The 14,144-nt window shown below is 59.9% G+C and carries 12 protein-coding genes and 1 riboswitch; of the genes, 7 read left to right on the top strand and 5 right to left on the bottom strand.

Translation table 11 applies throughout. From position 1 onward, the window contains the following. Nucleotides 1-8: 8 nt before the first annotated feature. The gene (smc, locus tag LA304_RS02385) at nucleotides 9-3,464 is read right to left on the bottom strand and encodes a chromosome segregation protein SMC (RefSeq protein WP_224501528.1); all 3,456 of its coding nucleotides are present in this window, start codon (nucleotides 3,462-3,464) and stop codon (nucleotides 9-11) included. A 201-nt stretch (nucleotides 3,465-3,665) separates the two neighbouring features. Further along, nucleotides 3,666-3,885, top strand: a riboswitch (cobalamin riboswitch). 33 nt (nucleotides 3,886-3,918) lie between these two features. Between smc and LA304_RS02380 the strand changes: the two genes are divergently transcribed. After that, nucleotides 3,919-4,086 (top strand): CbtB domain-containing protein, encoded by a 168-nt coding sequence (locus LA304_RS02380; protein WP_224501527.1) that lies wholly within the window; start codon nucleotides 3,919-3,921, stop codon nucleotides 4,084-4,086. A gap of 21 nt (nucleotides 4,087-4,107) precedes the next feature. Next, nucleotides 4,108-4,785 carry a CbtA family protein gene (locus tag LA304_RS02375; protein WP_224501526.1) on the top strand — a complete coding sequence of 226 codons (678 nt, stop codon included), beginning with the start codon at nucleotides 4,108-4,110 and terminating at the stop codon, nucleotides 4,783-4,785. Here the strand turns inward: LA304_RS02375 and LA304_RS02370 are convergent. Beyond that, nucleotides 4,782-5,108, bottom strand: a complete 327-nt coding sequence (locus LA304_RS02370; protein ID WP_224501525.1) for a DUF1636 family protein — start codon at nucleotides 5,106-5,108, stop codon at nucleotides 4,782-4,784. The genes LA304_RS02375 and LA304_RS02370 overlap by 4 nt on opposite strands. Nucleotides 5,109-5,165: 57 nt before the next feature. Here LA304_RS02370 and cobW point away from each other — a divergent pair, with 57 nt between their 5' ends. After that, on the top strand, nucleotides 5,166-6,248 hold the full coding sequence (cobW, locus tag LA304_RS02365) for a cobalamin biosynthesis protein CobW (RefSeq protein ID WP_224501524.1): 1,083 nt from the start codon (nucleotides 5,166-5,168) through the stop codon (nucleotides 6,246-6,248). Nucleotides 6,249-6,266: 18 nt separating this feature from the next. Here cobW and LA304_RS02360 read toward each other — a convergent pair whose 3' ends face one another. Beyond that, nucleotides 6,267-6,428 carry a hypothetical protein gene (locus LA304_RS02360; protein WP_224501523.1) on the bottom strand — a complete coding sequence of 54 codons (162 nt, stop codon included), beginning with the start codon at nucleotides 6,426-6,428 and terminating at the stop codon, nucleotides 6,267-6,269. 66 nt (nucleotides 6,429-6,494) lie between these two features. On the opposite strand from LA304_RS02360, the gene cobN reads away from it, so the two are divergent. Next, on the top strand, nucleotides 6,495-10,199 hold the full coding sequence (cobN, locus tag LA304_RS02355; protein WP_224501522.1) for a cobaltochelatase subunit CobN: 3,705 nt from the start codon (nucleotides 6,495-6,497) through the stop codon (nucleotides 10,197-10,199). Nucleotides 10,200-10,205: 6 nt separating this feature from the next. On the opposite strand, the gene LA304_RS02350 is transcribed toward cobN, so the two are convergent. Beyond that, nucleotides 10,206-10,580, bottom strand: a complete 375-nt coding sequence (locus LA304_RS02350) for a hypothetical protein (RefSeq protein WP_224501521.1) — start codon at nucleotides 10,578-10,580, stop codon at nucleotides 10,206-10,208. Between the two features lie 57 nt (nucleotides 10,581-10,637). Then, complete coding sequence (locus LA304_RS02345; protein ID WP_224501520.1) at nucleotides 10,638-11,465, bottom strand: MOSC domain-containing protein; 828 nt, start codon at nucleotides 11,463-11,465, stop codon at nucleotides 10,638-10,640. A 264-nt stretch (nucleotides 11,466-11,729) separates the two neighbouring features. Here LA304_RS02345 and LA304_RS02340 point away from each other — a divergent pair, with 264 nt between their 5' ends. The 3 genes from LA304_RS02340 (at nucleotide 11,730) to LA304_RS02330 (ending at nucleotide 14,143) form a co-directional block, all read left to right on the top strand. Continuing rightward, nucleotides 11,730-12,935 carry a TsoY family (seleno)protein gene (locus LA304_RS02340; RefSeq protein ID WP_224501519.1) on the top strand — a complete coding sequence of 402 codons (1,206 nt, stop codon included), beginning with the start codon at nucleotides 11,730-11,732 and terminating at the stop codon, nucleotides 12,933-12,935. Nucleotides 12,936-13,067: 132 nt separating this feature from the next. After that, nucleotides 13,068-13,430 carry a CidA/LrgA family protein gene (locus LA304_RS02335; RefSeq protein WP_224501518.1) on the top strand — a complete coding sequence of 121 codons (363 nt, stop codon included), beginning with the start codon at nucleotides 13,068-13,070 and terminating at the stop codon, nucleotides 13,428-13,430. Beyond that, nucleotides 13,427-14,143, top strand: coding sequence for an LrgB family protein (locus LA304_RS02330; protein WP_224501517.1), 717 nt, complete (start codon nucleotides 13,427-13,429; stop codon nucleotides 14,141-14,143). Before LA304_RS02335 ends, LA304_RS02330 begins: the two co-directional genes overlap by 4 nt. Nucleotide 14,144: the final 1 nt, after the last annotated feature.

Genomic DNA, 14,144 nt, shown 5'->3' with positions numbered 1-14,144 from the left:
ACCCGGCGTCAGGCGACAAGCGCCTCGGCTTTCTTCAGATCAACGGAAACAAGCTGAGACACGCCCTGCTCCTGCATGGTCACGCCAAACAGGCGGTCCATACGGGCCATAGTCACCGCGTGGTGGGTGATGACAAGGAAACGGGTGTCCGTGCGCTGGGTCATCTCATCAAGCATATCACAGAAGCGCGTGACGTTCGCGTCATCCAGCGGCGCGTCGACCTCGTCGAGCACACAGATCGGCGCGGGGTTTGCCATAAACACAGCGAAGATCAGGGCAAGCGCCGTGAGCGTCTGTTCGCCACCGGACAGCAGCGAGAGCGTCGAGAGCTTTTTCCCCGGCGGCTGACACATGATCTCGAGCCCGGCTTCGAGCGGATCGTCGCTTTCGACCATCATCAGACGGGCTTCACCGCCACCAAACAGGTGCGTGAAGAGCATGGAGAAGTTGCTGTTCACCTGTTCGAACGCCGTGAGCAGGCGCTCTCGCCCTTCTTTGTTCAGCGCGGCAATGCCGGACCGAAGCGTCTTGATCGCTTCTTCCAAATCCTGCTTTTCGCTCAGGAGCGTATCATGCTCCTCGCGCACCTCTTTCGAGTCTTCCTCGGCGCGGAGGTTCACGGCCCCCAAGCTATCCCGAAGACGTTTGAGACGGTTCACATCCACTTCGATCGCGGAATGCGACGGGATCTTTTCGGGATCCGTGTCGAGTTCTTCGAGCAGCTTCGCGGGCGTCGTTTCGAGTTCTTCCTCGATCCGTTCAATCGCGGCTTCAACAGTCTCACGGGCCGCATCCCGACGTGCCTCTGCGGCGGCACGGGTTTCGCGGGCCTCGGACGCTAGGCGCTCTGCCTCACGTTCGGCAGTCACAGCCTCCCGCAGCGCGGTTTCGCCCGTGGCAAGCGCATCGGATGCCTTGCGCAGACGGGTCTCTGCGACCTCGATCTCATCCATCAGATGCTCACGCTTTTCAGCGATTTCTTCCGGCTTGCTCGCGGCTTCCTTCAGCTCGAACTCGCTCGTTTTCTTGCGCGCCTGTAGCTCGCCGATCCGTTTCCCCGCGGTTTCGAGACGATGGCGCCACCCCGACAGTTCGGTCGTAACCTGCTGGCTCCGCCGTGTCCGCGCCTCGCCTTCTCGACGAATTTCGTCATGCGAGGAGCGTTTGGTCATCATGGTCACGCGCGCGGCCTCGACCGTGAGCTTCACATCCTCAATCTCGCTGCGCGCAGCGGACAGGTCCGGCAATTCCAAAAGTGCTGCCTCGGCCTCGCGCAACCGCGCTTCGGCGCCTCGCGCATCCTCTTCGTGACGCGACACCGCCAGCCCGAGGTTTTCAACCTTGCCCTCGGCCAAAGTGCGTTCGTTCTCCGCCCGAGACATCGCACGCGCAGCCTCCGACAAGGCACGGTCCGCTTCACGGCGTGCCTCGCGCGCCGCACGGTCCGCTTCGGTCAATGCTTGCAAGCTCGACTTCAGATGCTCATGCGCTTGCGCAGCCCCCATCGCCTGCGCTTCGGCTGCGACGAGTTCCTGTTTCAAATCTTCAAGACGGTTGAGTTGTTGCAAACGGAGCGCGGCAGCCGAGGGCGCATCCTCAGCGCCCGCACGCAAACCATCCCAGCGCCACATATCCCCTTCGACAGACACGAGGCGCTGCCCCGGCTCCAAGTCGATCTGCAAACGCGCCCCGTCTTCGGCCTTCACCAGTCCGACTTGCCCGATCCGGCGTTCTAATGCTGGTGGCACCTCGACATATTCAGCGAGGCTTTCCACGCCGATGGGCAGGTCAGGTTCATCGTCATAGGGCGGCAAGTTTACCCAACCGGACGCCTGATAACTTTCAATCGCAGGCTGGCGCAGGTCATCCGCGAGTGCAGCGCCGAGGGCTTTTTCATAGCCTGCCTTCACCCGCACGAGGTCCAACAATTGCTTGCCGGAAATCTGGTCACGGTCGAGCATTTTTGCGAGCGCCGAAACTTCGGCCTTTAGCGCGCCGACCTCACCTTCAGCTTCCGAACGCACCGCACGGGCCTCTGCCTCACGGCTCTGGGCCTCCGTCCGCGCATCATCTGCGGCCACAAGCGCGTCCTCTGTCTCTTCGGCCCGTTGCGCCGCATCGTCCTGCGCCTGAATTGCCGACTGCAACGCAGCTGTAGAGGTTGTGAGGCTTTCTTGCGCCTGCGCAACGGAGGCACGGGCACGGTCCGCTTCGCCACGCGCACGGTCGAGCGTCTTGCGATTGTCATCCACCAGCCGCTGCGCCGACTGGTGACGGGCCGCGAGGCGGGCCACATCCTCGGTCATCTGCGATAGGGCGGTTTCGCGATCGGCGAGAATTTGGCTCGCTTCAGCAGAATCAGCGGCGGCTTGCGTCAGTTTGGGTTCATGCCCCTCAGCCGCTTTGACGAGTTCCCGTTGCTCCCATTCGAGACGGGCGATGGTCTCTCCAGCGTCCTTATTGAGTTGTTCCTCGCGCGCCATGTCCGCAACCAATTGATCAATCCGCCGTGACAGCGTTTCAATCAGTTCCCGCGCGTGGACTTCCTCAGCCGTGAGTTGGTCGCGGGCGACAGAGAGCCGCTGCAAGACCGCACCCGCGATGCTCTCTTCTTCCCGTAGCGGTGGCAGGGCCGCCTCTCTCTCCTCACGCGCCTTCGTGCCATCGCGCGACAGCTTTTCGGCCTGCGACGCCTGTGTCACACGGCTGCGCAGGATGTCTTCTGCTTCCTGCCGCGCATGATCCGCGTCGCGCCAACGGCGGTAGAGCAAAAGCCCCTCAGCCTGACGCAATTCCGCTCCGATCTCGCGATAGCGGGCGGCTTGCCGCGCCTGACGCGCCAGCGACGCAAGCTGCGCGGCGAGTTGTTCGATCACATCATCCACACGCGCCAGATTGGTCTCTGTGCCCTTGAGTTTGAGTTCCGCCTCATGGCGGCGCTGATACAGGCCAGAGATACCCGCCGCTTCCTCAAGGATGCGACGACGTGCTTTCGGCTTTGCGTTGATCAGTTCCGAAATCTGCCCCTGCCGCACGAGCGCCGGAGAGTGCGCCCCGGTCGAAGCGTCTGCGAAGAGCATCGACACGTCACGCGCGCGAACGTCTTTGGTGTTCACCTTGTAGGCCGACCCCGCATCACGTGTGATCCGCCGAACGATTTCGAGACTGTCACTGTCGTTGAACCCTGCGGGGGCTAACCGCTCCGAGTTGTCGATCATCAGATTGACTTCGGCAAAGTTGCGCGCGGGACGAGAGGCCGCGCCCGCGAAGATCACGTCCTCCATGCCCGCGCCACGCATGGCCTTCGGGCGGTTCTCCCCCATGACCCAACGTAGCGCTTCGAGCAGGTTCGATTTGCCACACCCGTTCGGCCCAACAACGCCCGTCAGCCCATCCGCGATCACGAGATCGGTTGGGTCTACAAAGCTTTTAAAGCCGTTGAGACGGAGACGGGTAAAACGCAAACGGGTCCCTCGGATAGTCAGTGGGAATGATTCTCAATTCTTTAAAACTGTTCGGTAGCGACCGCTGTGTGTCAACCGCAGACAACCGACATCTGGTCAAATGACCCGATTTATCCACAAAATATTGATCCTCCGCGCCCGTCAAACACGACTATTGGCGCAAACACTCTCTAAACCGCTTGACCCGATGACACCTCACACGCCAAATAGGCCCGTTGAGGTTCCCCGTCAGAACGCCAAGCGTTCGGGGACCAAATGGGAATGTGGTGAGAGCGACCCAATTCGGGGTTCGATGCCACAGCCGCCCCCGCGACTGTATGCGGCGAGCACCCGTCGTTATGCCACTGACCGAAAGGTCGGGAAGGTGACGGAGATGTGTCGACCCGCGAGCCAGGAGACCTGCCTCGACTTATGTTCACCAATCCCCGTCGGGTGTGACGGGACAGGAGCCAAAATGACCAAGACTTTCGCCTTCGCGCGCCTTCACTCCGAACTTCTGACGCTCGGCGCTGCCGCTTTCCTCGGCCTCGGCCTCGTATTCGCTGTGGGCCTGAGCCACAACGCGTCCGCGCACGACTTCGCACACGATTCCCGCCACGCTATTGGCTTTCCGTGCCACTGATCAGCGTCTGACACATTAATCATGGCTAAAAAAGTATTCGTCAGCGCGTTGTTCGCTGGCTTGGCTGCTGGCGTGCTGGCAGCCCTCTTGCAATTTGTGTTCGTCGTTCCATCCATGATGGAGGGCGAACTCTATGAAGTGGGCACGCGTGTGCACTTCGGCGCAAACGGCGCACAATCCCCCGCAGGCGTCCCCTCCATCATGCATGAGATGGGACGACATACGACCACCTTCACCTCGAATCTCGTGGTCTATACCGGGTTCGGCCTGCTCATGGTCGTCGGCTTTGCCTTCGCCGAGAGCTTCGGGCGCAAGATCGACGCGCGCACGGGCCTCATCTGGGGTCTTTGCGGCTTTGCTGCCGTGCATCTCGCCACCGCGTTCGGACTGCCGCCGAAACTTCCAGGCATGGTTGCTGCGGATATCGTAGCGCGTCAGGTCTGGTGGATCGGCACGATCATCGCGACACTCATCGGATTGGGCCTCATTGGCTATGGTCGTGGGATTGCGGTGATCCTCATGGGCTTCGTCATTATCCTGATCCCCCACATCCTCGGGGCGCCTACGCTTGATACCTACTTCGGTGTCGCGCCGCCGGAACTCGCAGGGCTTTACGTCGCGCGGTCACTCGGTGTCGCGGCGATCAGCTGGGCCGTGCTCGGGGCAATCGCGGGCGCGATCTGGGCGAAAGAGGCCTAGGCCGGGATACGCCCGACGAGACAAAACCGCAGTTGGCCGATGGACCGGACATCTTCGATGAGACCATCATCGGCCAACGCATACAAACGCGCGAACTCGGCGATTTCGTCTATCTGTGTTTCGGGGTCGACGCCGGAGAAGAGATAGGCGGCCTTACCCGACGCACGGAAAGAGACCGTCACAGGTTTACCACAGACGATCATACAGTCTGTTGTGGACACCTCTGCTGTCACCCGCTCGCGCAACCTCCCGGCCAATGTCGCGCCCTTTGGCGTCGTATCGGCCGACCGACAACTCGAACAGATGGTGATACGATCTGCCATCGAATACCTCTCCTGCCCCGAACGGGCCAATGAGACAGACCAATAACGGAGGCCCGCATGGCTGCCAAGATACCCGCAACCGTCGTCACCGGATTTCTCGGCGCCGGTAAGACGACCCTGATCCGCCATATGCTCGCCAATGCGAACGGCAAACGGATTGCGCTCATCATCAACGAATTTGGCGATCTCGGGGTCGATGGGGATATCCTCAAAGGCTGCGGAGACGAGACCTGCACCGAAGACGATATCATGGAACTCTCGAACGGCTGCATCTGCTGCACCGTGGCTGAGGACTTCATCCCGACGATGCAAAAGCTGTTGGAGCGCGAGGACAAACCCGACCACATCGTCATCGAAACCTCTGGCCTCGCCCTGCCGCAACCGCTCGTGCGCGCGTTCAACTGGCCGGAGATTTCCACCAAAGTCACCGTTGATGGCGTTGTAACCGTTGTTGACGGCAAAGCCGTGGACGAGGGCCGCTTTGCGCATAACGTGGCCGCGGTCGATGCGCAGCGCAAATTGGACGAGAACCTCGATCACGAGACCCCGCTCTCAGAGCTGTTCGAAGACCAGATCGCCTGTGCCGACATGATCGTCGTAAACAAATCCGACCTATTGGGCGAAGAGGCATCCGACGCCCTCGTGACCAAGCTCAAAGGCGAAGCGCGCAGCGGCGTTCAGGTGCTCCGCTCCACGCTCGGCGCACTGCCTGTCGATGTGCTCCTCGGTCAGGGGATCGGCTCTGAGGGCGATTTGGAGGCCCGCAGCGAGGTGCATCATCACCACCATGATCACGATGATGACCACGATCATGACGACGATGATCATCATCACGACCACCATCACCACCACGATCACGACGACTTCGAAAGCTTTGTTGTGATGCGCTCGGAAATCGAGGACGCGAAAGCCTTTGCGGAGCAGGTCGCCGACGTCATTCGCGAGCACGACATCCTGCGCCTCAAAGGCTTCGTCGCCGTCAAAGGCAAACCGATGCGCCTCACCGTTCAGGCCGTTGGCCCGCGCGTTGACAGCTATTTCGACCAGCCGTTCGGCACAGAGCCGCGCATCACCCGCCTCGTTGTCATCGGTCAAAGCGGTCTTGATCGCGCAGCCATCGAAGCCGCGCTTTCAGCATAAGGTTCGGGAAGGAGGCCGTTACTCGGCCTTCTTCGCCCCCTTTTTCTCTGCAGCGGCTTTCATCCGCGCGAGCAATTCTGCCTTCGGGGCCTGTTTCCCCGCCGGCGCGTTGACTTTATGCTCGCCATGTTTCGGCGCAGGGGACGGGCGCTTGGCTCCGCCCATTTTCGAGTAGTCCATCGGACAACCTCCAGAAGGTTTTCCAAGCAAATGCCCTGAAAACGCGGGGCTGACAAGGAGAGAGCGATGCATTTGCTCGCAGCCACCCCCGGCTCTATCGACGACGGCAACGAGGCGGTTGATCTCGGGCAGACTCCCGCCGATGTCGTAGTCATCTCTGCTGCGGACACGGAACTGGCGCTCTTGTCAGAGGCCCGCGCAGCGATGGACGACCCCGTTTCGCTCCGCCTGACCTCTCTTTTGCACCTTTGTCATCCGATGTCGGTCGACCTCCATCTCGACGATTGCGCAACGAAATCCCGTCTGGTCATCGCGCGGGTTCTCGGCGGTTCTGGCTATTGGAAATACGGCCTCGAACAATATGCAGCGCGTCTGCACGAAGCGGGCGTGCCGTTCGTCGCTCTGCCAGGTGACGACAAGCCGGACGCAGAACTCGCAGCCCTCTCGACTGTCTCGAAAGAACACTACCACCAACTCTGGTCCTACTTGACCGAGGGCGGCGCGGAGAATGCGATTGGTTTTCTGCGATATGCGACTGCGATGCTGGAAGGCGGGGAGTTTCCTACGCCCGCAATGCCGCTTTTGAGGTCCGGCATCTATTGGCCCGGCAAAGGCATCTCCGATCTCGATCACCTGCGCGCCAAATGGCACGCAGATGCGCCGGTTGCCCCGATCATCTTTTACCGCGCTTTGGTTCAGGGCGCAGGCCTCGCTCCGATCAACCGCCTTTGCGAAGCGTTGCTCGCTTCTGGCCTGAACCCGCTCCCGATTTTCGTCGCCTCGCTTAAAGACCCAATTTCCGCCGCGACACTGGAGAGCCTATTCTTCGACGCGCCGCCCTCCGTGATCCTCAACTGCACTGCCTTCGCGGTCGGTTCGCCCGATGGATCAGGGGGAAACAACCCGCTCGCTATGGACGCGGCCAATGGCGCGCCTGTCTTCCAAGTCGTTCTTGCTGGCTCATCTCATGAGGCGTGGGACGAAGGCCTAACCGGCCTCTCCGCACGCGATATCGCGATGAACGTGGCTCTGCCTGAAGTCGACGGACGCATCATGACGCGGGCAATCTCTTTCAAAGGCGAAGCCTATTTCGACGAAGCAACCGAGTGCACCATCGCCACATATCGCGCGGAAGAGAGCCGAATTGCATATGTTGCGGAGCTGGCGGCACGTTGGGCCGAGCTGCGTAAGACACCTTCGACGGACCGAAAGGTCGCCCTCGTCCTCGCCAACTATCCGAACAAAGATGGCCGTTTGGCAAACGGTGTCGGCCTTGACACGCCTGCCGCGACGGTCAACGTGCTCAACGAGCTGCAAGCCTCCGGATACGCAGTTGATGATCAACCGCAGGACAGCGACGCCCTCATGGAAGCAATCCTTGCGGGGCCGACCAACTGGCTCACAGATCGCCAAGAGCGGGACGGGGGCGCGCGCCTCTCCCTTTCCGACTATCGCGCCGCCTATGACTGCCTCCCTGCAAGCGTCCGCGAAGCAGTTGAAAGCCGCTGGGGCGCCCCTGAAAAAGACCCCTTCTTCTTGGCCAAAATACTCAATTCCGACGGCTCCACAGGGGCCTTCGCCCTCTCGATCCTGACCTACGGGAACGCGGTCGTCGGCATCCAGCCTGCCCGCGGCTACAACATCGACCCGATCGAGACCTATCACGCGCCCGACCTCGTGCCGCCACACAACTACCTCGCGTTCTATTTCTACCTTCGCCACCAATTCGGCGCGCACGCGATTGTGCATATGGGCAAGCACGGCAATCTCGAATGGCTGCCGGGCAAGGCCGTCGCGCTCTCCGAGACCTGCCTGCCGGAAGCTGTGCTCGGCGCGGTTCCGCATCTCTACCCGTTCATCGTCAATGACCCCGGCGAAGGGACTCAGGCCAAACGCCGTGCGCAGGCTGTCATCCTCGATCACCTGACGCCGCCCCTCACCCGCGCAGAAACTTATGGGCCGTTGCGCGATCTCGAAGCGCTCGTTGACGAATATTTCGAAGCCGCGGGCGTCGATCCCCGCCGCATCGACACATTGCGTCGTGAAATCCTGAGCCTCTCGTCCGTGACGGGTCTCGACCGCGATGTCGGCATGTCCGGTGAGGATGAAGAAACAGATCTCGCCAAACTCGACGCCTATCTCTGCGAACTCAAAGAGGCACAAATTCGGGACGGGCTGCACATCTTCGGAACGGCGCCGGAGGGCCGCCTGTCGCGTGATCTCGCGCTCGCGCTCGCCCGTGTGCCTCGCGGCGATGGAACCGGTCGCAATGCCTCTTTTGTCCGAGCGCTCGCGAAAGACCTCGACCTCGATTTCGATCCGCTCGACTGCGACATGAGCGCTACGTGGACGGGAGCGCGGCCCGAGGCGCTCAACGCACTGTCCAATGACACTTGGCGCTCGACGGGTGATACGGTCGAACGTCTCGAACTTCTCTCCGCCCAACTTCTCGACACGGGCGCCCCCGCACCGGGACCAGCGTCCTCTGCGGTCCTTGAAGAACTCAAAGACGCCATCCTGCCGACGGTTGCCGCCTGCGGTCCGGCTGAAATGTCTGGCCTCATGACAGGGCTATCTGGACGCGCGGTTCCCCCCGGTCCGTCAGGTGCTCCGACGCGCGGCCGGTTGGATGTTTTGCCAACGGGTCGCAATTTCTTCTCCGTCGACGCGCGCGCTGTGCCGACCCAAACCGCGTGGAGCCTCGGGTGGAAATCCGCAAATCTTCTGATTGAGCGGCACTTGCAGGATCACGGAGACTGGCCGCGTGCGATGCTTGTGACGGCATGGGGCACGGCAAACATGCGCACCGGCGGCGACGACATTGCGCAGGCACTTGCGCTGATGGGCGTGAAGCCGACGTGGGACAGCATGAGCCGACGCGTCACAGGGTTTGAAATCCTTCCCGCCGCCGTTCTCGGTCGTCCGCGCGTGGATGTCACATTGCGCGTGTCCGGTTTCTTCCGCGACGCCTTCCCGCAACTCATTGCCCTCGTCGACAGTGCCGCGCGGGCGGTGCAGGCGCTTGACGAGTCCGAGGACGACAATCCCGCAGCGGCTCGGGCGAAACGAGGGGAAAGCACGTCGCGCGTGTTCGGGTCGAAACCGGGGGCGTATGGTGCAGGGCTTCAGGCCATGATCGACGAACGCATCTGGGAGAGCCGCGCCGATCTCGCGGACGCTTACCTTGAATGGGGCGGATATGCCTACGGTGCAGCTCAGGAAGGTGTGAAGGACCGCGAGGGGTTTGAGGCACGTCTGTCCGAGGTCGAAGCCATCGTTCAGAACCAAGACAACCGTGAACACGACCTGCTCGACAGCGACGATTACTATCAGTTCGAAGGCGGGGCTGCGGCGGCGATTGCAACGCTTCAGGGACAAGATCGTCCCATCTACCACAACGATCACTCGCGCCCAGAGCGCCCCGTGATCCGCACCTTAGACGAAGAGATCGGACGCGTTGTGCGTTCTCGCGTCGTGAACCCAAAATGGATCGAAGGCGTCAAACGGCATGGCTACAAAGGCGCGTTCGAGATCGCGGCGACGGTCGATTATCTGTTCGCGTTCTCTGCGACCACGCATGCGGTGAAGGATCATCATTTCGATATGGTGCACAGCGCCTTCATCGAAGACGACGAGACGCGCGAGTTTATCGAAGAGCATAACGCGCCCGCGCTGCGCGAGATCGCAGAGCGCCTGTTGGAGGCAATGGAGCGCGGTTTGTGGCGGCCTAGATCGAATTCCGCGCGGGCGATGCTTGAGGATTTGACTTGAGGTGCTTTATCTCCAAGGGCGGATAACACAGGTTCCTGCGACCCACTCCTTTGCGTCGGGTCGCATGGAGCAGTCAAGTTGCCCTTTGGAGATCGTTTGATCTCCGGCAAAGGTGCCCTTTTTTATCGCGCATCCGGTGACCTGCTCCGCAGCCACTTCCATTTCCAGCATGACCTGCAAGCGGGACGGCGGGGGAAAGACGAAATTCGTCCGATGGACCTCCACGCAATTGCGCGTTTCTTGGGTGTAGACGCGATAGCTGTTGTTACCGATATCGACCGGAACGTATCCACTGCCGCCGAACCCGACTGTCGGGCTACCGCTCACACAAGATGCGAGAACGAGGACAGCTATGAGTGGAATAGGGGCTCTGAAAATCATGACCAACCCTAGAATGGGCATGGTTAACGATCGGTAAAACCAAGACGGTCGCAGCGCCTATTTGAAATCAAAGAGGTTGGAGGTGCCGCTTTCAAGAACTTCGAGCTGATCCCCGAGGATCATATCGCCCTCTTCCTCAACCACGACATTTTGACCAAAGATGATCTTCCCGTTAGCCGCGCGGTGGATGCGGCCCAAGGTCGCCAAAGGCTCCCGCGGATCCGTTTGCACGCCGGTATTCGGGTCCTGCGTGACCATCACGCAGCGTTCGCACGGCTTCACGACACGAAGCACCGCACTTCCGATCTTGATCCGGCGCCAAGTGTCCTCTGCCCACGGTTCCAGATCTCCCGAAATGACCAGATTGGGTCTAAAGCGCTGCATCTCCACAGGTGATGCAAGTTCCGCATTCAGCTCTTCGAGAGAAGCTTGGGTCGCGAGCAGAATCGGATAACCGTCCGCCAGCGCCGTGAAATGGCCTTCACCCGCGTAAGCACGACTGACAGGGCGCACTGCAGTGTCAGGAAAATAAACGAGGCGCACTTCGTGTTCGAGCGCCGACGACAGGAAGTGAGATGCGTAGTTCCCGGCATCTTCCACACCGTCGATTTCGGTGGAGAACACTTTCACCTTTACAGGCGCACTATGCGGGAACGGCACATCCAGGCGCGCGCCCTCATAAGAGATTGAAATCCCTTGTGGCGTTTCCACAGCGCTCATCAAGGCGAGCCGCGACAACTCCCGTCGGGTGGCGACTTTTCCATTCGGAAAGATCACAGCCCAGCGCCGATCACCGCGCAAACCGAACACATCAGCACGCCCAAGCGCTAAGTCTGTGCCATGAAGGCTCTTCACCGGATAGGTCGTGATACGCGCGAGTTTCATGTTTTCCCTAAACAACTTAGCTTCCGCGCTCTCCTACACGATTCGAAACGGAAAGAGCAGTTGGCTCAAAGGACAGGGTGCCCTGTCACAAATCTCACCTGATGGTGCGATCACCTAGATTTAGACGGGCAACGGCGTTTGTCATCCCCTCATTGAGAGGGACCGGTCGTTAAAAAGAAACTCTCCAAGATTTGACCTATATCAAAAATATATCTTTTTGGATTTATATATATTCAATTTAAAGAATATGTATGGAGCCCAAAGATGAAACCCACATATGCCGCGGACAGATATGTCCCGACTTACTTTCTCGCCTCATTGGGTGCCGGAGGTCTCTCTGTCACCTTTTTCATGTATCTAATGTTCTGGATTCCCCATCCGGGCCGCCCTGTTCCAATCTTCGAAGACATCGCGGCCGCATGGGCCAACGGCAGTGCGCCGCTCAAATTCGGGATCGCCGTCGCCATGATCGGAATTGCCGTTTTTGTGTTCCTCAACCTGAAGGCCTTGGTCTGGAACATATCCGCCTATCGCGCATTCAAGAAAACCGCGAACTACGAAAGCCTGCGGTGTTCGAATGCCGAATCCACTATGCTCGCGATGCCGCTCGCACTCGCCATGGCTGTAAATGGTCTGTTTATCGCGGGGCTTGTTTTCGTGCCCAAGCTCTGGACAGTCGTCGAATATCTCTTCCCGCTTGCCCTCATCGCCTTTGCCCTGATTGGATGGCAGGCACTGTCAATCATCGGTGATTTTCTCGGCCGTGTGCTGTCTAAAGGTGGCGTGTTTGACGTGACGGCCCACAACTCCTTTGCTCAAATGCTGCCGGCCTTCGCACTGGCGATGATCGGCGTCGGCATGGCTGCACCGGCCGCTATGTCCCACCAGCCATGGATCGTCGGAACATCGCTTGTGATGTCGACCTTCTTCGCGGTCGCCTCGCTGGTCTATGCGGCTGTTGCTTTGGTCACCGCGTTCAACTCCATGCTACACTACGGAACTCACGAAGAAGCAGGCCCGACCCTCATGATCGTGATCCCGATTGTGACCATTCTCTCGATCCTCCTCATGCGGCAGGACCATGGTCTGCACACCTTCAACGGTCATACGGACGTTGCTGGCACGCTGATGTTCCTCGCACGGATGGTCTCCCTGCAGGTTGTCTTCCTCGGCCTTGGCCTCGTGGTTCTCAAACGCCAAGGTTACTTCAAAGACTTCGTTTTCGGGTCCAAACTGTCCCCAGGTTCGTATGCATTGGTCTGCCCCGGTGTTGCTCTGTCGGTGCTCCTGCACTTCTTCGTCAACAAAGGACTGGTTGGCGCAGGCGTGATCGAAAAGTTCGGAACGACCTATTGGGTGGTCAGCGCCATTGCCATCGCGTTCCAGTTTGCAGTGATCGCGCTCGTCTTCCGGCTCAACAGCCAGCATTTCGCACGCTCTGTAACGATTGATGCGCTTCCCGCGGAGTAATCCCGGATCACAGATACGAAAGACAGAAGGCGCGGCCACTAAAGCCGCGCCTTTTTCCTATCCTTCGCTCGTCCCCACCGCTTGCAGCCGGTTCGCCACACTGCCACAATGGTGCGACGCGAAAGGACACGCATGATCATACACTTGGCAATGTTTCTGGGGTTTCAGCTCTTGGGCGAGGTGATCGCACGCGTCTTTATGCTTCAGCTGCCCGGCCCTGTTATTGGCATGGTGCTCTTGGCGGCCCTGCTGCTCGCGCGCCCGTCCTTGGGCGAAAAGATCAAGGATACGGCCTCTCATGTGCTGTCCTACCTGTCACTTCTGTATGTGCCAGCAGGCGTCGGGATCGTGCAATATATCGATCAGGTCTCGGAGATCGGCTTCCCCCTTGCTGTTGCTTTGGTCGGCTCGACAATCCTCGCCATCGGCGCGGGATCACTGACCTACAAGCACGTAAACCGCCTGCTTGGTGAAGCCGATGAGACACCGCTATGAGTGATATTCTCGACATCTGGTCCTATCTCGCCGAGGGACAACTCCTTTGGCTGTCCGCTACGATCATTGCTTACCTGATCGGGGACTGGTTCTTTCGGCTTTCGGGAGCGAAGCCTTGGGTCAATCCCGTGCTGATTTCCATGGTTCTATTGTCCACGTTGCTAACAGTCACAGACACGAGCTATCGCACCTATTTTGAGGGCGCACAGTTCATCCACTTTATTCTCGGGCCGGCGACTGTCGCACTCGCAGTGCCACTCTGGCAGAACTGGCAAAAGGTAAAGTCCGCCGCAGTGCCGCTCATCGCCGCGCTCTTTGTCGGCTCGATGGTGGCGATGGGGTCCGCCGTGGCCATTGGCGCCGCAATGGGTCTACGCGGCGATGTGCTTCTCTCTCTCGTGCCGAAATCCGCAACGTCGCCCGTCGCAATCGGGGTATCCGAGGCCATCGGCGGCCTGCCGACCCTGACTGTTGCGCTCGTCCTAATTACCGGCGTCATTGGCGCGGTTGTCACAACCCCGCTCAACAATATGCTAGGCATTCGTGATTACCGCGGTCGCGGCTTCGCCACGGGCGTTGCTGCCCACGGCATCGGCACTGCGCGCGCCTTTCAGGTGCACGGAACCGCCGGCGCATTTGCCGGCATCGGCATGGTGCTTAACGCCATTCTCACAGCGATTGCCGCACCAATCTTCGTCCAACTTTTCTTCTGAG

The sequence above is a fragment of the Celeribacter litoreus genome (assembly GCF_020165855.1).
In the GTDB taxonomy this organism is placed as follows: domain Bacteria; phylum Pseudomonadota; class Alphaproteobacteria; order Rhodobacterales; family Rhodobacteraceae; genus Celeribacter; species Celeribacter litoreus.
The sequence above is the reverse complement of the archived record's forward strand: the minus strand, read 5'-3'. Positions and strand labels throughout refer to the sequence as shown.